At 64.9% G+C, this 15,704-nt stretch carries 17 protein-coding genes; 3 read left to right on the top strand and 14 right to left on the bottom strand.

The window, feature by feature from the left end:
- Nucleotides 1-2 precede the first annotated feature (2 nt).
- The 10 genes from Q0J57_RS06175 to efp all read right to left on the bottom strand — a co-directional run bounded on the left by Q0J57_RS06175 (nt 3) and on the right by efp (nt 10,304).
- The gene (locus Q0J57_RS06175; RefSeq protein ID WP_297218341.1) at nt 3-1,610 is read right to left on the bottom strand and encodes an AAA family ATPase; all 1,608 of its coding nucleotides are present in this window, start codon (nt 1,608-1,610) and stop codon (nt 3-5) included.
- A gap of 8 nt (nt 1,611-1,618) precedes the next feature.
- Nucleotides 1,619-2,455, bottom strand: coding sequence for an ABC transporter permease (locus Q0J57_RS06170; RefSeq protein WP_297218339.1), 837 nt, complete (start codon nt 2,453-2,455; stop codon nt 1,619-1,621).
- A complete protein-coding gene (locus Q0J57_RS06165; RefSeq protein WP_297218337.1) occupies nt 2,452-3,474 on the bottom strand; it encodes an ABC transporter permease in 1,023 nt (340 codons plus the stop codon). The genes Q0J57_RS06170 and Q0J57_RS06165 overlap by 4 nt, the downstream gene beginning before the upstream one ends.
- A 19-nt stretch (nt 3,475-3,493) precedes the next feature.
- A complete protein-coding gene (locus Q0J57_RS06160) occupies nt 3,494-4,018 on the bottom strand; it encodes a hypothetical protein (RefSeq protein WP_297218335.1) in 525 nt (174 codons plus the stop codon).
- A gap of 114 nt (nt 4,019-4,132) precedes the next feature.
- Nucleotides 4,133-4,756 (bottom strand): recombination-associated protein RdgC, encoded by a 624-nt coding sequence (gene rdgC, locus Q0J57_RS06155; protein WP_297218333.1) that lies wholly within the window; start codon nt 4,754-4,756, stop codon nt 4,133-4,135.
- A 168-nt stretch (nt 4,757-4,924) separates the two neighbouring features.
- Nucleotides 4,925-5,506 carry a hypothetical protein gene (locus tag Q0J57_RS06150; RefSeq protein WP_297218331.1) on the bottom strand — a complete coding sequence of 194 codons (582 nt, stop codon included), beginning with the start codon at nt 5,504-5,506 and terminating at the stop codon, nt 4,925-4,927.
- Nucleotides 5,507-5,595: 89 nt separating this feature from the next.
- Nucleotides 5,596-6,264: an HAD hydrolase-like protein gene (locus Q0J57_RS06145; protein ID WP_297218329.1), complete on the bottom strand. Its 669-nt coding sequence runs from the start codon at nt 6,262-6,264 to the stop codon at nt 5,596-5,598.
- Between the two features lie 165 nt (nt 6,265-6,429).
- Entirely contained in the window at nt 6,430-7,101 is a 672-nt protein-coding gene (locus tag Q0J57_RS06140; RefSeq protein WP_297218327.1) for an outer-membrane lipoprotein carrier protein LolA, read from the bottom strand.
- Nucleotides 7,102-7,157: 56 nt separating this feature from the next.
- Nucleotides 7,158-9,731, bottom strand: coding sequence for a DNA translocase FtsK (locus Q0J57_RS06135; protein WP_297218326.1), 2,574 nt, complete (start codon nt 9,729-9,731; stop codon nt 7,158-7,160).
- A 15-nt stretch (nt 9,732-9,746) separates the two neighbouring features.
- A complete protein-coding gene (efp, locus tag Q0J57_RS06130) occupies nt 9,747-10,304 on the bottom strand; it encodes an elongation factor P (protein WP_297218324.1) in 558 nt (185 codons plus the stop codon).
- Between the two features lie 139 nt (nt 10,305-10,443).
- On the opposite strand from efp, the gene yihA reads away from it, so the two are divergent.
- Both yihA and Q0J57_RS06120 read left to right on the top strand, forming a co-directional pair.
- Nucleotides 10,444-11,151: a ribosome biogenesis GTP-binding protein YihA/YsxC gene (yihA, locus tag Q0J57_RS06125; RefSeq protein WP_297218480.1), complete on the top strand. Its 708-nt coding sequence runs from the start codon at nt 10,444-10,446 to the stop codon at nt 11,149-11,151.
- Complete coding sequence (locus Q0J57_RS06120; protein WP_297218322.1) at nt 11,144-11,548, top strand: thioesterase family protein; 405 nt, start codon at nt 11,144-11,146, stop codon at nt 11,546-11,548. The genes yihA and Q0J57_RS06120 overlap by 8 nt, the downstream gene beginning before the upstream one ends.
- 137 nt (nt 11,549-11,685) lie before the next feature.
- On the opposite strand, the gene Q0J57_RS06115 is transcribed toward Q0J57_RS06120, so the two are convergent.
- The 4 genes from Q0J57_RS06115 to Q0J57_RS06100 form a co-directional block, all read right to left on the bottom strand.
- On the bottom strand, nt 11,686-12,288 hold the full coding sequence (locus Q0J57_RS06115) for a GNAT family N-acetyltransferase (RefSeq protein WP_297218320.1): 603 nt from the start codon (nt 12,286-12,288) through the stop codon (nt 11,686-11,688).
- The gene (locus Q0J57_RS06110) at nt 12,269-12,790 is read right to left on the bottom strand and encodes a 3'-5' exonuclease (protein WP_297218318.1); all 522 of its coding nucleotides are present in this window, start codon (nt 12,788-12,790) and stop codon (nt 12,269-12,271) included. The genes Q0J57_RS06115 and Q0J57_RS06110 overlap by 20 nt, the downstream gene beginning before the upstream one ends.
- Before the next feature lies 1 nt (nt 12,791).
- Nucleotides 12,792-13,214 carry a hypothetical protein gene (locus Q0J57_RS06105; protein WP_297218316.1) on the bottom strand — a complete coding sequence of 141 codons (423 nt, stop codon included), beginning with the start codon at nt 13,212-13,214 and terminating at the stop codon, nt 12,792-12,794.
- Nucleotides 13,215-13,376: 162 nt separating this feature from the next.
- Nucleotides 13,377-13,682, bottom strand: a complete 306-nt coding sequence (locus tag Q0J57_RS06100) for an Ada metal-binding domain-containing protein (RefSeq protein ID WP_297218314.1) — start codon at nt 13,680-13,682, stop codon at nt 13,377-13,379.
- Nucleotides 13,683-14,132: 450 nt separating this feature from the next.
- Between Q0J57_RS06100 and Q0J57_RS06095 the strand changes: the two genes are divergently transcribed.
- Nucleotides 14,133-15,443: a diaminopropionate ammonia-lyase gene (locus Q0J57_RS06095; protein WP_297218312.1), complete on the top strand. Its 1,311-nt coding sequence runs from the start codon at nt 14,133-14,135 to the stop codon at nt 15,441-15,443.
- Nucleotides 15,444-15,704: the final 261 nt, after the last annotated feature.

Here is a 15,704-nt window from a genome sequence, read left to right as displayed (position 1 = left end):
CCTCATGGGTGGGAGGCTGCTTCCAGGCTGCTGGCCACGGCCTCGCCCTGCTGGCCGCCACCGGCCATGCGGGCCAGCTCGGCGTGGCGGGCGGAACCTTCCAGCGGCAGGCAGGTGGTAAAGGTGTTGCCGTCATGAATCTGCTTGCTGATCTGAAAGTGGCGGCGGGCGCGTGCCGCCAGTTGCGGCCAGTGGGTAATGAGCAGCATCTGTCGCTGCCGGGCCAGTTCATCCAGCTTGTCAGCCAGCTTGTTGAGGGTCAGGCCGCCCACCCCGGCGTCCACCTCGTCAAAGATATAGGTGGCGCTTTCGGCCGTGGGCTGCACGCTGACCAGCGCCAGCAGAAAGCGGGACAGCTCGCCGCCGGAGGCAATCTTGTCCAGCGGCTGGGGGGCCTGTCCGGGGTTGGGCGCCCAGAGGATGCGCACGCGGTCATCCTCGATGCCGGTCCACACTTCGGCGGGTGTCAGTTCGGGGAGAACTTGGACCTGTTCGGAAAAGCCCAGCTCGCGCAGCTCCGCTTCCAGCCGGCGGGCAAAGGTTTCCGCCGTGGCCCGGCGCAGGGGGCGCAGTTCGGCCAGGACGTGGCGCAGTTCCTCGGCAAGGCCGGCTTCTTCCTTGTTCAGGGCGGCAATGTCCAGGGCGCAGGCATCCAGAAAGGAAAGATTTTCCTCGATGTCCTGGCGCAGGGCCAGGATTTCGTCCATGTTGCGGCGCAGGCGCCGCTTGAGCTGGGCCAGTTCGTACAGGCGCTTTTCCACGCTGTCCCGGTCGGGAAGGTCGTCGGCAACAGGGGGGCGGCGCAGCATGTTGCTCAGGTGCGCAAGCTGATGCCGCAGGGCGGAAACCGATTCGGCATCGGCCTGCAGATCATCGTTCTGGCGGGCCATGCGGTGCATGAGGCCCTCGAAACGGCCCAGCATGTCCATGAGGCCCGCGTCCTCATCGCCGTAGAGCATGGCCAGGGCCTGATCATACTGTTCACGGGCCTGTTCGGCCTGGCGGATGGCATCGCTCTGTTCCTGAAGGCGTTCCTCCTCGCCTTCTTCGGGAGCCACGCGGTCAATTTCCTGCTGCTGCATTTCCAGCACATCGCGCTTGTCCGCCAGGGTACGCTGCTTGTCCAGCAGAAAGTCGCGCCGGGCAGCCACCTCGCGCAGGCGGGCCAGCAGATCATCCCGGCGGGTAAGCAGACTGGTATCCTCCAGTGCGCTGTCCATGAGGCGGGCCTGAAAGGCCGGTTGCAGCAGCTGTTGCTGCCCGTGCTGGCTGGTATGGACCAGCAGACGCTCGCGCAGCCCCCTGACGCTGTTCTGCGAGCGCAGACTGTCATTGACGGTGAGGCGGCTTCGTCCTGTTTCCGCCAGCAGTTCGCGGTGGATGACCAGCTCCTCGTCGTCCAGAATGAACAGGGCCTCCACCTGGGCGCGCTTGGCCCCCGGGCGCACCATGTCGGCCGAGAGCTTGTCCCCCAGCAGAAAGCCCAGTGCCTTGAGGATGAAGCTTTTGCCGGCGCCGGTTTCGCCGGTGAGCACATTCATGCCCGGCGCAAAGTCCAGCTCCATGTCCTCAATGAGGGCCAGATTGCGTATTCTCAGATGTTCCAGCATAGCGTCTCCTACTGCCTGAGGCGCGGGTCCAGCACATCGCGCAGGCTTTCGCCCAGCAGGTTGTAGCCCAGCACGGTAACAAGAATGGCCAGGCCGGGATAGAGCGAGAGCCAGGGGGCGTATTCCAGCACGGTCTTGCCATCCAGGAGCATATTGCCCCAGCTGGCCACGGGGGGCTGCACGCCCAGCCCCAGAAAGCTCAGGCCCGATTCCACCAGAATGGCCCCGGCCACGCCCAGCGTGCCGGAAATGAGAATGGGGGCCATGGCATTGGGCAGAATATGCCCGAAGAGCATGCGCCGGGTGGAGCAGCCGGCCAGGCGGGCCGCTGCCACGAATTCCCGTTCGCGCAGGCTCAGGGTTTCGGCGCGCACCAGCCGGGCCACGCCCATCCACGAGGTCAGGCCGATGACGATCATGATATTGGTCAGGCTGGGTTCCAGAAAGGCAATGACCGCCAGAATGAGAAAGAAGGACGGAAAGCAGAGCATGATGTCCACGCCGCGCATGATGACCTCATCCACCCAGCCACGAAAATAACCGCTGACGAGACCCAGCACCGTGCCGATGGTCAGGGAGATGCCCACGGCCACAAAGCCCACCCACAGGGAAACCTGCCCGCCGTAGAGCAGGCGCGAGAACACATCCCGGCCCAGGCGGTCCGTGCCCAGCCAGAACTGCGAGGACGGCGGCATGAGGATGGCGTCCAGATGCAGTTCATTGGGGTCATAGGGCGCAATGACAGGCGCCAGCAGGGCAGCCAGCGACATGGTGAGCACAATGCCCAGGCCCAGCACAAGCATGAGATGCCGCCCCAGACAGCGGCGCACACAACGCGGCATCATGAATGGTTCTCCTGTGCGGTGCGGATGCGGGGGTCGGCCAGGCCGTAGCAGAGGTCAGCCAGCACATTGCCTGCCAGGGTAAGCACGGCGCCCAGCACCAGATTACCCATGATCATGGTGTAATCCCGGGCCATGACCGCGGCATAGAAGAGCTGCCCCAGACCAGGCAGGGCAAAGATGGACTCGATGATGACGCTGCCGCCGATGAGGCCGGGGACGGAAAGGCCCAGCAGGGTGATGACCGGCAGCAGGGCATTGCGCAGGGCATGCCGCAGAATGACCGTATGCGGGGCAAGGCCCTTGGCCCGGGCTGTGAGGATATAGTCCTGCCGCAGCACTTCCAGCATGCAGGCCCGCATGTAGCGGGACATGCCCGCCAGCCCGCCGATGGTATAGACAAGAATGGGCAGGGCCAGATGGCTGGCCAGATCGCAGAACTTGCCCCAGGCGGAAAGGCTGGCATAGTCCATGGAGGTCAGGCCCGACAGGGGCAGCCATTGCAGCTCGATGCCGAAAAGCAGCATGAGCAGCAGCGCCAGCCAGAAGGAAGGCATGGCAAAGCCCAGAAAGACCAGAATGGTCACCCCCCTGTCCAGCAGGGAATTCTGGCGCAGGGCCGACAGGATGCCCAGGGGAATGGCCAGCAGCAGGGTAAGCAGCAGCGAGATGACGTTCATGCCCACGGTGAGGGGCAGGCGTTCCAGAATTTTTTCCAGCACAGGGCGCGCATCGGCAGACATGGAGTTGCCGAAGTCCAGCTGCACCAGACGGGAAAGCCAGTCCCAGTACTGCACGTAGAGGGGCTTGTCCAGACCGTACAGGGCCTCGAGACGCTGACGGGCCGCCTCGCCCACCAGGGGATTGAGCGTGGTTTCCATGTCCGTGGGCGAGCCGGGGGCCAGATGGATGACCACAAAGCTGATGACCGTGATGCCCCAGAGCACCAGCGTCATCCAGAGCAGCTTGCGCCCGAGGCGCAGCAGCAGATGCCGGCGGGGCGGGGAAGCGGGGGAAGACATGGTGGCAGGCTGCATGGCGCTATTCGGTGCGGGTCATCCACTGCCGCATGTCGCCTACCTCGCGCGCCCAGTCGGGCGAGAGGCGCAGGGAGAGGAAGCGCTGATACAGACTGTCCAGAAGCCCGGTGCACACTTCCATAAGATAGATCTTTTCCAGCAGCAGGGCATCGGGATCGTCATCATCCCCGCTTTTTTCCAGCTTGGGCGTCTTGAGGCTGCTCAGGCTGAAGTCCTCGGCCCGCAGGCTGACCTGAAAGGCCATGTCGTCCTTTTCCAGGCGCACCAGCGCGCGCGAGACCTTCTTGCCCGTGCCCAGGCCGAAGCGGGCTTCGCGCAGGGGCGAGAGCGCGCCGGAAACGGAGGCGGTTTCCTGGGCATCGCCTTCACCGCCCTGCACCACGATGCGCTGTTCCATGCTCACGGCAAAGGGGGCGCCCTGGGCATCGGTGAAGGCGCCGGGCGCCACGTCGCTCTGATACCAGAGCCAGGTCAGAAATTCCTTGCCAAGAATGCTGTCGGTGGAATCACCGTGTAGGGTTGTCATCTATCTGTCTCCTGCGGCGGGCTGCCGCATAGGGGTGACGGGGGCCGCCTGTACCGCGGCGACGGGCGGGGCGGCAGGCGGGGCGGCAGAAAGCGGAAAGGGGATTGCCCGGGGCTAGCTGCCTGCGGCAAATTCCGTGGGTTCCAGCCGGTCAAGCCGGCTCATGTCTGCCTCATTCAGCAGGCGTTCGGCCAGGCTGTAGGGGGTGAGCTGTTCCAGGTGCAGGTCAAAGCTCTGGAGGAAAAATTCCATGAACAGGTCGATCATCCTGCCCTGGGTGGAGGCAAACCAGACCTCGTTGCTGACCGTATTCCAGAGCACATTGAATTCGGCCGGCACCGGCAGGAAGCGCTGGCGCAGGCGGAGCAGCACCTGTTCCTTCAGCTCTTTCCGGCGTTCACGGGAGATGAATTTCTTGCCCTGGGCCTCCATGCGTTCCTTTTCGTCCCGCAGGGCCAGGGCCAGGTGCTTCTTGATGACGCCGGCAGGGATGCGCCGCGTGTCCAGACGCAGGGAAAAGATCAGATAGGCCCCCTTCTGGGGCGGGGCCGTGCGCCAGGTGCTGTCCAGCATGTCTTCAAAGCAGACCCAGCCGTGGGCCTGCATTTCCGGCAGCTCGTCGATATCCTGAAAGGCATACTGGCGGAGCTTGTCCGGTATGCTCTGCCACTGGTCGTCGGTCACCGGGTCCAGCACCCGGAAGCGCGTGAAACTGCAACTGGAATTGACAAAACCCATGAAAGGCTCCTTGACAGGAAGCGGTTGCGAGGACGAAAGGCAGGGGCCGCCGCCGTTCCGCTGACGGAAGCGGCCGTGCTCTGTTGTACGCAGGCGCGGCCGTTCTGGCAAGGCATGTGCCTGTCCGGCAGTTTCCCGCAGTCCGGCAGAATACCGGCGGGAGCGGCCCTACAGGGTGTGCACGGCAGGTGCGGCCGGCAGGGGAACGTCCGCACCATAAAGGCGCAGACGCTCCGGCGCTCTGTCCACACGGGCAAACTCAAGACAGAGCTTGCGTGCCGCCCTGGGGGGCACATCCAGCTGACGGGGGAAACTGTCGGCAATGACGGGATCATGGGCAAAGCCGGCAGCATCAATGAGCATGACATTCTGGGCCGCGGCAAGATCGACAAGGCGCACGGCACGGTCGCCGTCGTTGTGGATGCCCACCATGATGCGCACCTGGCCGTCAGCGGGCTGTTCCACCGTCAGGACACTGACCCGCACAAGGCTTTCCAGCTCCTGCCGCCGGCTGATGCAGCGGGTGTCATCGCGGTCATCCAGTTTTTTCTGCATGCTGTTCACGCCCTGCTGGATTTCGCTGCCCAGACTTTCAAGCCCTCTGCCCACCGCGTCCAGCATGCCGGAAACGGCCTTTTCCAGGTTGTTGCGGTTTTCTTCCCAGCTCTGCCCGGCACAGGTGCCAGCCGGCAGAACCATGCAGAACAGCAGCACAACGGCAGACAGCAGGCGGGAAAAACGTGGCTTCATGGTGCGGCTCCGGATGGATGCGGATGGGGGTATCCGGTTGGGGGAACGGGTGGAACAGCAGCGCGGCGGCTCCTGCCGGTGCGCGTGGTTCAGCATCCGGCCGATGCCGGCAGCAGCAGGCGGCGCAGGGCCGGAATATCCTCGCACAGGTAATCGGCGCCGGCCGCTTCCAGCTCCTGCCGGCTGCCGTAGCCGTAGAGCACGCCGGCACAGGCCATGCCCACGGCATGGGCGCCGTCCACATCGTGATGCCGGTCGCCGATCATGAGGCAGCGGCGCAGGTCCGTCACGCCGGCAAGGGCCACGGCATAGCGCAGAACGTCGGTCTTGTCGTGGCGCGGGCCGTCCAGCTCCGCACCGGCCTGCACGTCCAGCAGGGGGGCCAGGCCGAAGTGGGCCACAATGGTGCGGGCAAAGGTTTCCGGCTTGGCCGTGGCCAGGTGCACAGCAATACCGGCCTGGCGCAGGTCGCGCAGCAGGTCGGCAATGCCGTCATACACGCGGTTTTCGTACATGCCCTGCTGGGCGTAATACTGGCGGTAGATGCGCAGGGCGGTCCGGGCCTTGTCCGGCTCGCCGGGGAAATAGGTGGCAAAGGATTCCAGCAGCGGCGGGCCGATGAAGAAATGCAGACTCTGGCGCGGCGGATGCAGGCCAAAATGCCCCAGCGCCTTTTCCACGCCATTGAGAATCCCCGGCGCCGAATCCGTCAGGGTGCCATCCAGATCAAAGAAGCAGTGGGCAAAGGGAAGCTGCACGACAACCTCGCAGGGCTTGGGAAGACGACGACCGCCCCGTACCGGAAACGGCGTCAGGCGGCCGGCACGGGAAGGACTGCCGCACGCGTGCGTCGGACACACAGGCGGGCAGGTCCTCCGCAGGACAGGCCGTGACGGCAAAGCGGTACGCGGGCCGGGCAGGCGTCAGTTGAACAGGCCGCCTTCCGGCTGGCCGCTCTTCAGGCGGTCTTCCACATCCACGCCATCCGGCGGCGTGAAGCGGAAGGTGCTGGCCGGCATGCCCGCATTGGACTTGAATGCCGAAAAGGTCACATCATTGTGGTTGCCGTAGAAATCGATGATGTCGGCGCGCAGGATGAGGTGGCTGCTGTCCACCCAGAGGAAGGCTTCCACCATCTGCGTGGACGGTTCCTTGGGGTAGAGGTGCAGCTTGCGCAGGCCGTTTTCCGTGCCCTCTTCCGTGATGTCAAAGTCGCGGTCCAGGGCAGACTGGCCGGTGAGCACCTGAATGATGCTGCGCGAGTCCTGCACCAGATCGGGAGAGTAGCGGTAGGCCACTTCCTCGTCGGGCAGATAGTCCCAGATTTCCTTTTCCGTCACCACCAGAAGTTCGGGGCTGGGGCTGGTGGTTTCCCAGCGGATGAGCAGCGGCTTCTTGAAGCGCAGCGTACCTGTGCGCGTTTCGGTATTGCCGCTTTCCTTGTGCAGGAGCTTCTGCTCAAAGGATGCGGAGAAACTTTCCAGCGTCCTGTAGCGTTCCTTGATGCCGTTGACAAGAGCCGAAGGGGCGGCCAGGGCGCTGTGAACGCTGCCGAGGACAAGGGCCAGAATGAGAAGGGGAAGAAACCTGCGCATGCTGTTCTCCTGAAGAAAGGGGGGCAGACCGGGACGGCTGCCCTGCCGGGAAAAACCTACTTGACCACGGTTCGCGGCTTGCTGCCCGAGGCCGGGGGCAGGATGCCGTCCTGCTCCAGCTGTTCCACAATGCGCGCGGCCCGGTTGAAACCGATGTTGAAGCGGCGCTGCACCAGCGAAATGGAGGCCTTGCCCTGTTCCAGCACAAAGGCCTGTACGCTGGCATACAGGGGGTCATTGGCGGCATTGCCGCCCCCCGTTCCGCCGCGGCCGTTGCCGGTATTGGCCGCTTCCAGCCCCCAGGTGGCAAAGTCCACCTTGTAGGAGGGGCGCTGATGGCGCTTCCAGTATTCCACCACGCGGTGCACTTCCTCATCGCTGATATAGGGCGCATGCAGGCGTTGCAGGCGGGCGCCGCCGGACTTGAAGAGCATGTCGCCCTTGCCCAGCAGATGTTCCGCCCCCACCTGATCAAGAATGGTGCGCGAATCATGGGAGCCGCTGACCTGAAAGGCGATGCGGCAGAGGAAGTTGGCCTTGATGAGGCCGGTCACCACGTTGACGCTGGGACGCTGGGTGGCAAAAATCATGTGAATGCCCGCCGCACGGGCAAGCTGGGCCAGACGGACGATGCTGGTTTCCACATCGCGGCCGCAGGTAAGAATGAGGTCCGCCATTTCGTCAATGACAATGACCAGATAGGGGATGGGTTCCAGATCCCCCAGGTCCGGGGGCAGGTCGCTGCCGTAGGAGGCCAGCTTCTGATTGTAGCCCGCAATATTGCGCACCCCCAGGCGGGCCATGGCGTCAAAGCGGCGGTCCATTTCGTGCACTGCCCAGTCCAGGGCATTCTTGGCATCGGCAATTTCCTTGACAATGGGATGCACAAGGTGCGGCTCGCCCTCATATACCGACAGTTCCACGCGCTTGGGGTCCACCAGCAGCAGCTTCATGTCCTCGGGCTGGATGCGGTAGAGCAGGCTCACCAGCAGACTGTTGAGGCAGACGCTCTTGCCCGCGCCCGTGGCGCCGGCCACCAGCAGATGGGGCATCTTGGTCAGGTCGGCCAGCACGGGCTTGCCGGCAATGTCCTTGCCCAGCACCATGGTCAGCGGGCCGCAGCCCTTGCGGAAGGCATCACTGGCCACCAGCTCGCGGAAGTTGACGATTTCACGCTCGGCATTGGGAATTTCGATGCCCACCGTGTCCTGCCCCGGAATGGGCGCCTGGATGCGCACGGCAATGGCCTTGAGCGACAGGGCAATGTCCCCGCTCAGATTGGCAATGCGGCTCACGCGGATGCCGGGCGCCGGCCGCACCTCGTACATGGTCACTACCGGGCCGGGGGTCACGCGCACCAGCTCCGCCTGAATGTCGAAATCATGCAGGCAGTCCATGAGGGCCTTGGCCCTGGCGGGAATGTCCTGATGGCGGTCAGTGGCAGGTTCCGGCGGAACGAGCAGGTCCAGACCGGGCAGGGGAATGGGCGCCTTGCGGCCCAGTGCACCCATGACCTTGCGGGTGACGGTCCGGGCCAGGCCGGGACCGCCTGATGAGGCTGCCGGGGAGGCTGCCGGCCGGGGCGCGGGGGGCGGAACCTCCTGCGCAGTGACATCAAGCACCTCACCTTCGCGAGGTGCGGCGGTCACAGCAACGCCGGGCAGGGGATCGGCCTGCGGCGTGGCGGTGTCGGCAGCCGGGGCGGGAGCGTCAGGGTCCAGGGGGACGTCGGGCGGAAGGGCGGATACTTCGGGGGCAACGGGCGGGGCCGTGTCATCCGCAGGCATGAACAGATCATCACGCGAGGGATCATCATGGTGCGGCGCCCGTTTTTCCGTGCGGCTGCGGGGCTTGCGGGAGCTGCGGCTGGCGGTCTCGTCATAGACTTCCGGCATGGCGTCATCCGTGACGGGGCGGATATTGCCCAGCTTGTCGCGCAGCCGGCTCCAGAAGGAGCCTTGCGCCGTGCTGCGGCTCTTGTCACGCAGGGAGCGCAGGGTCTGCAACAGCGATCGTCCGGCACCGGGAGCCTTGGCCGCCGCGGCCTCGCGGGTGCCGGCGGACGGTGCGGCGGAGGAAGCATGCTGCCGGAGGCGGCTGCTGAGATTCTGGGTCACCAGGGATGCCAGCGAGAACCAGGAAATGTCAAAGCACAGCTGTAAGCCGATGAGCAGCACAAACAGCCAGAGCAGGGCCGATCCCACGGGGCTGAGATACAGGCTGGTATTGCTGTAGAGCGAATTGCCCACCATGCCGCCGCCGCGGATGTCGCCCAGGGAAATATCCAGGGCGGATCCCGCCACCAGCAGGACAACGGTGAGCAGAAAGGTGCCGCACCAGCGCCACCAGTGCAGCGCATAGACCGGCGAGACATAGGCCGCCCCCAGGGCGGCAAAGAGAGCCGGCCAGAGAAATGCCCCGATGCCGAAAACATCATTGAGCAGTCCTGCCGCATAGGCGCCGAACAGTCCGGCGCTGTTCTGCACCTCGCCGCCCCGGCTCACCACGTGGTTGAGGCTGGGGTCGTTGGCGTCAAAGGTGACGATGCTGAGCAGGAGCAGCAACGCCCAGAACAGCAGAAAAAGCCCGAAGAGTTCGCGGCCGAATTTGCGAGGCATTTCCTTGGCCATGGCAGATGCGGTGTCTTATTCGCGCCCCAGGTATTCCCGGCTGCGGGTATCCACCTTGATGCGGTCGCCCGTATTCACAAAGATGGGCACCTGCACCACGATGCCGGTTTCCAGGGTGGCGGGCTTGGTCACATTGCTCACGGTGTCGCCCTTGGCGCCGGGTTCGGTATCGGTCACTTCCAGCACGAGGCTCAGGGGAATGTCGATATCCAGCGGCTTGCCCTTGTAGAGCAGCACGCGGCAGGTCTGGCCGTCCTTGAGGAAGCCTTCCTTGCCGTCGGTGATGGTGGTGGCCATTTCCAGCTGTTCGTAGGTGGTCATGTCCATGAAGACCAGCTCGTCGTCCTGACGGTACAGGAACTGCATGTCGCGGGTTTCCATGTCGGGCTTGCCCACCTTTTCGCCGGAACGGAAGGTGATGTCCTGGATGCGGCCGGTGAGGATGTTCCGCAGCTTGGTGCGGACCATGGCGCCGCCCTTGCCGGGCTTGAAGTGCTGGAAGTCGACGATTTCGTAGGGAATGCCCTCGACTTCGATCTTGAGACCTTTACGGAAATCGGTGGTGGAATACATGAAAGACTCCTCTTGCGTCATCAGGCAGCGGCAGGGAAGGGATTTGCCAAACGTGCTGCCACAGGCTACAATGGTAAATGAATTTGTTATCTTGAATCAAGGGCTGCGCCCTGTCAAGTTTGAACCCGGAGGACGTCGCATCATGCCCACCCTTGTGCTTGAGCACACCGTCTACACGCTGGGACAGCTCCTGAGCGTGGAAAAACCGCAGATTGCCCTGGCCGGCCGGTCCAATGTGGGCAAGTCTTCCCTGGTCAACGCCCTGGCCGGTCAGAAAAACTTGGCCAAGGTCAGCGCCACGCCAGGCAAGACGCGCTCCATCAATTTCTATCATGTGCAGCCGCAGGACTATTATCTGGTGGACCTGCCCGGCTACGGCTATGCCCGCGCCAGCCATGCGGAGCGGCGCAGCTGGGCCGCGCTGCTGGAAAAATACCTGTCCTCCTGCCGGCATCTCCGGGCACTGGCCCTGCTGCTGGACAGCCGCCTCACCCCGCAGAAGCTGGACCTGGAGCTGTCGCACTTTGCGCGGGAATGCGGGTTGGATATCCTGCCCGTGCTGACCAAGGCCGACAAGTGCACCCAGCGCGAGCGGTCGGCCAGGGCTGCCGAGTGGGCGGATATTCTGGGCATCCGGCCCAGCATCACCTCGTCCAGCAAAAAATCGGGCATACGGGAACTGTGGCTGCGCCTGCATCAGACAGCGGGGGTGACAACCGCGGCGGACGGCAGCCCGGACCGCAACGATGATCGCCCCAGCCCCAACCACAGCCCGGACCGTGCGCCTGGCGTAGCGGTGCCGGAAAGCGGCAGCAGCCCTGCCGCAAGGAGAAAAACGGATGACTGATTCCCTGCATACGGGCCTGACGGGGCAGCGGCAGATCACCGTTACCGAAGACATGCTGGCCTGCCGGCTGGGCAGCGGTCTGGTGACGGTCTATGCCACGGCCATGATGATTGCCGGCATGGAGGCCACCGCCGTGGCTTCCGTGCAGCCCTTCCTGCCGGAAGGCATGACCACCGTGGGCACCCGCGTGGATGTTTCGCATGTGTCGGCCACGCCCTGCGGCATGACCGTCTGTTTCGAGAGCGAGCTGACCCATATTTCCGAAAACGGCAGGGGGCTGACCTTTCGCGTGGCGGCCTATGACGAGGGCGGTCTCATCGGCGAGGGGCAGCATGAGCGGGTAGTGGTCCAGAAGCAGCGCTTTGAGGAGCGTACCCGTAACAAGGCCCGGGCCTGATCCGGCCTGCCGGGAGTGCCGTCCGGCCCTGGCCGGCACAGGCGGCAGGGCGTCAGCACTGTCCGGAAGCCACAAGCCGGCGGACGGACCCGCCGTGACGGCCCGGGCGCGAAGCCGTGGCAGGGAGCGGATCAGACTCAGGAACGGGCGGCCTGTGGCCGTATCAGGCGGCAGAAGCAGATCATGTCTTCCAGCAGGCAGCCGTCCTCCACAATGGGCTGCGGGTAATTGTCCCGAAAAAAGCCGCGCCGCACAAAGGCCGGACGGAAACCGCACTTGCGGTAAAAGTGTTGCATGGCCGGGGTATCGCCCGTGCCCACCAGCATGGCGTCGTGGCTGCGGTCATAGATGCCGCACAGGCGCATGAGCAGCTGCCGGGCAAACCCATGCCCCCGAAAGGCCGGAGCCGTGACCAGATTCCGACATTCGCAGACCGCCTTGCCGGCCAGAAAGGGCGCCAGGCGGGCGCCTTCGGTGCCCGGGGCAAAGGCCGCGCTTTCATCCGTGATGGCTGCCAGACTGACGGGCTGTCGCTTCTGGTAGAACAGGCCGTACAGCTGGCAGCGGTCCAGATAGCGGGCAATCATGGCCTCGCTTTCGTCCGCCAGCAGAAGCAGGGGCAGAAAGCGCTCGCGCCGGACGCGGATGCGCCGCAGGCGCAGGTCGGGCAGCAGCGGTACGGGGCCTGACAGGTTGTCAGTGGCTGCCCGGAGGGGGGCGTCAGAGGCGCATCTGGGCATCGCTCACTCCCAGAGCCTGAAGGCGCAGGAAAACACGGGCGCAGGCCTCGGCATCGGAACCGGCATGATGATGGTTCAGGGGAATGCCGAAATAGGCACAGACGCAGGACAGCGTGCGCGATGGCAGGGGCAGGCTGCGCCGGGCGCCCTTGAGGGTGCAGTAAAAGGGCTGGCGCGGCTCGGGAATGCCGCTCGCCCGGCAGCTGGCCTGCAACACGCGGTGGTCAAAGGAGGCATTGTGCGCCACAAACCACTGCGCCCCGTGCAGGAATTCCTCCATGCGCGGCCAGAGCTGGGCAAAGGGCGGTGCATCCTTCAGCATGGGCCAGGTGAGGCCGTGAATGTCGCTGAACAGCACGCGCGCGGACGGCGGACGGATGAGCGCATAGAAGTGGTCCGTCACCTGGCCGTTTTCCAGACGTGCCATGCCCACGGCGCAGGCCGAATGCGCTGCCCGGCCGGCCGTTTCAAAGTCAATGGCAATACCGACGCCTGCGGGCACGCTAGCCCCTTGCCGCCGCGTCAGCCGCCTCCGTGAGGCGGGCCAGAATGTACTGGGCCATGTTTTCGTCGTCCTCGTCCAGGGTCAGGCAGCAGGCATCGGCACCCATGAGGCCCTTGGGCACAAAGTCGCCGATATTGTCGGGGTCCGTAACCATGTCCGCGTAGAAGCAGACGGACAGCCAGCGGTTTTCCGGGTCGTCATCCACCACATCCACCAGGACAAAGAGTTCGCGTTCCTTCTGGGCCGCATGACGGGCGCGCAGGGAATAGCTGATGCCCGGGCGGGACTTGAAGGACAGGGTCACGCCATCCCGCTGCGCCAGAAAGGCGGCAAACTGCTCAAAGCGGGGACGGGCGCCGATGGGGTCCACCGTCCAGTTCTGGAGAAGGGTCTGCATTTCCTGCGGGTATGCTGCACTCATGACGGTCTCCTTGTGTCGTGCGGCCAGCTGGTCGTGCGGTTGAATAGCCGTTTTCTGTAAAACATGCCTGCCGCGGTGCATCTTGTCAAGGCGTTGCGGCGTCTGGCCTGTGTTTCCGGGCGGGTGTTGCAGTCCGTAGCAGGGAACAGTGCAACAACACCCCTAGCCGCCGCAGACCTTGCAGGGACGGAAGCCGGCGGCTCTGGCCTCGTCCGCGCCGGAAAAGGTCCGGCTGCTGCCCTTGCTGTTGTAATAGCGGCAGGAGGCATTGTGGAAGATTTTGCTGCGGGGATTGCCCCGAAGTCCCTGGCTCACCTGATGCCCCGGTGCGGCCCGGTCCTGAGCCGGTGCGGACGCTTCCGTTGCGGCGGCCGGGGCCTTCTGGGGGGCGGCTGCCAGCGTCAGACAGGGAGAGAAGAGCAGGGGCAGGGCAAGCAGGAGGGAACAGAGGATGTTCAGGATGTTCATGGCATGGCTCCTTGGCAGCATGCAGTGCTGTGTCCGCAGTATCCCCCAAAAACGGAGAACTGTCCACGGTGGCCGCAGGTAAAAGACGGAACGGCATGTGCCCGTGCAGAAGCCACCAGGCTGCACCCTTCTCTGACGCGCTGCCGGGGACGGGAAGGCCCCAACGGTGCGCGGCAGCGCATACCGCACCCGGCGCGGGGGAACACGCGAAAACGACAGCGCCGGCAGCGCGGTTTCGCAGCGGAACCGGCCGGCAGTCCCGGCAGCCGTCAGCCCGGCGGGGAAGGGCGGGCGCTCTTTTCCGTCCCGGGGCTTTGCGCTATGCTCCGTCCGCCGTTGTGCCGCGCCAGCCGGACGTTTTCCGTCGGACTGGTCCGCCTGCGGCGCTCTGTCTGTGCCCTCCGGCCGCCGGCCGTTGTGGGCATTCCACCAGCCGCGCAAGGAGTTGCCATGTCGTCCCGTATCAGCTGTCTTCAGCAAGGTCCGCTGCACATTCTTGAAAACCATGCCGTGCGCCGGGGACCGGTGCCCGACTTTCTGCGGCAGCCGGCGCTGGAAGGCGTTCAGGCCGTGCACGCCGGCATGCCGGGCCATGCCCCCACGCCGCTGGTTTCCCTGCCCGGGCTGTCCCGCGCGCTGGGGCTGGGCGGTATCTGCATCAAGGACGAGTCCTCGCGCTTCGGGCTGGGGGCCTTTAAGGGGCTGGGCAGCTGCTATGCCGTTTTTCGCGCTGTCTGCCAGCGGCTGGGGCTGGATCCGGCCAGGACCACGCCTGCCGACCTGCGGCGCCCCTGCCATGCCCGGCAGCTGGAGGGGACGGTTTTTGTGACGGCCACGGATGGCAACCATGGCCGGGGAGTGGCCTGGGCAGCGGCCATGCTGGGCTGTGCGGCCGAGGTCTACATGCCCGCCGGTTCGGCGGAGGTGCGCGCCCGGGCCATACGGGAGGCGGGCCGGGCCAGCGTGACCATCACGGACCTTTCCTATGACGACACCGTGCGCCTTGCGGCCCGCATGGCCCGGGAGCGGGGCGGCCTGCTGGTGCAGGATACCTCCTGGCCGGGCTATGAGCAGATTCCGGCCTGGATCGTGCAGGGCTATACCACCCTGGCCGTGGAGGCTGTCCGGCAGATGGCTGCCCAGACGGGCCGGCCGCCGAGCCACGTCTTTTTGCAGGCCGGCGTGGGCGCCATGGCGGGGGGCGTGCTGGGCTGTCTGCTGGACCACTATGCCCACAGGCCGCCGCAGTTTGTCATTGTGGAACCGGCCTCCGTGGCCTGCATCCACGATTCCCTGCTGTGGGACGACGGCCTGCCCCATGCCGTGGCGCAGCCTGGTCCGACCATCATGGCCGGCCTGAACTGCGGCGAGCCATGCCCCATTACCTGGCCGCTGCTGCGTGATTTTGCCCGCTTTTTCATGGCCTGCCCCGATTATGTGGCGGCCGAGGGCATGCGGGCTCTGGCCCGTCCGCTGGGCACGGACCGCGCCATCATTGCCGGCGAGTCCGGGGCGGCGCCGCTGGGCGCCCTGCTGCATCTCATGTGCTGCCCTGAGCTGGAGGCGGCCCGGCACCGCATGGGCCTGGACGAGCAGGCCCTGGTCCTGCTTGTCAATACCGAGGGCAATACCGATCCCGCCCTGTATGCGCAGATTGTGGAGCAGGGGGCGTTTCCTTCCCCCTGTTCCGGCCTGCCGCCGGCCAGCGGCAGGGGAAACGACGCGCCGGCCGTGCAGGCCGGGGAACAGGAACAAGCATGACAGCGCACAATATCGTGATTTTTTATTTCCTGCTATTTCATCATGATAAAAAAAGCATTTTTCCGCAGACGCCGCATTTTTCATGAAAGCGTGATTTTTCTGCCGGAAAGGCGGACGATACCGGCAGCAGGGAGTCGCGTGCCGGAAAAAGTCCTGCTTTTGTCCTTTGTCTGGTCCGGCACAGAAAAAGCGTGATGATTTTTCCGGGGGCTTGGCCTGCTGCCGGCACCGCCCTAGGCTGAAGCCGTACCAAGACGTAAA

The organism is uncultured Desulfovibrio sp. (assembly GCF_944324505.1).
Taxonomy (GTDB): Bacteria; Desulfobacterota; Desulfovibrionia; order Desulfovibrionales; family Desulfovibrionaceae; genus Desulfovibrio.
Note: the sequence above shows the minus strand (reverse complement) of the source record. Positions and strands in the feature narration are given on the sequence as shown.

Excerpts from the sequence above, each read along its gene's own strand:
- Q0J57_RS06095 (WP_297218312.1), top strand. The coding sequence starts at position 14,133 with ATGTCGTCCCGTATCAGCTGTCTTCAGCAAGGTCCGCTGCACATTCTT.
- Q0J57_RS06150 (WP_297218331.1), bottom strand. The coding sequence starts at position 5,506 with ATGAAGCCACGTTTTTCCCGCCTGCTGTCTGCCGTTGTGCTGCTGTTC.
- Q0J57_RS06160 (WP_297218335.1), bottom strand. The coding sequence starts at position 4,018 with ATGACAACCCTACACGGTGATTCCACCGACAGCATTCTTGGCAAGGAA.
- Q0J57_RS06165 (WP_297218337.1), bottom strand. The coding sequence starts at position 3,474 with ATGTCTTCCCCCGCTTCCCCGCCCCGCCGGCATCTGCTGCTGCGCCTC.
- rdgC (WP_297218333.1), bottom strand. The coding sequence starts at position 4,756 with ATGGGTTTTGTCAATTCCAGTTGCAGTTTCACGCGCTTCCGGGTGCTG.
- efp (WP_297218324.1), bottom strand. The coding sequence starts at position 10,304 with ATGTATTCCACCACCGATTTCCGTAAAGGTCTCAAGATCGAAGTCGAG.
- Q0J57_RS06115 (WP_297218320.1), bottom strand. The coding sequence starts at position 12,288 with ATGCCCAGATGCGCCTCTGACGCCCCCCTCCGGGCAGCCACTGACAAC.
- Q0J57_RS06175 (WP_297218341.1), bottom strand. The coding sequence starts at position 1,610 with ATGCTGGAACATCTGAGAATACGCAATCTGGCCCTCATTGAGGACATG.
- Q0J57_RS06170 (WP_297218339.1), bottom strand. The coding sequence starts at position 2,455 with ATGATGCCGCGTTGTGTGCGCCGCTGTCTGGGGCGGCATCTCATGCTT.
- Q0J57_RS06140 (WP_297218327.1), bottom strand. The coding sequence starts at position 7,101 with ATGCGCAGGTTTCTTCCCCTTCTCATTCTGGCCCTTGTCCTCGGCAGC.
- Q0J57_RS06105 (WP_297218316.1), bottom strand. The coding sequence starts at position 13,214 with ATGAGTGCAGCATACCCGCAGGAAATGCAGACCCTTCTCCAGAACTGG.
- Q0J57_RS06135 (WP_297218326.1), bottom strand. The coding sequence starts at position 9,731 with ATGGCCAAGGAAATGCCTCGCAAATTCGGCCGCGAACTCTTCGGGCTT.
- Q0J57_RS06100 (WP_297218314.1), bottom strand. The coding sequence starts at position 13,682 with ATGAACATCCTGAACATCCTCTGTTCCCTCCTGCTTGCCCTGCCCCTG.
- Q0J57_RS06120 (WP_297218322.1), top strand. The coding sequence starts at position 11,144 with ATGACTGATTCCCTGCATACGGGCCTGACGGGGCAGCGGCAGATCACC.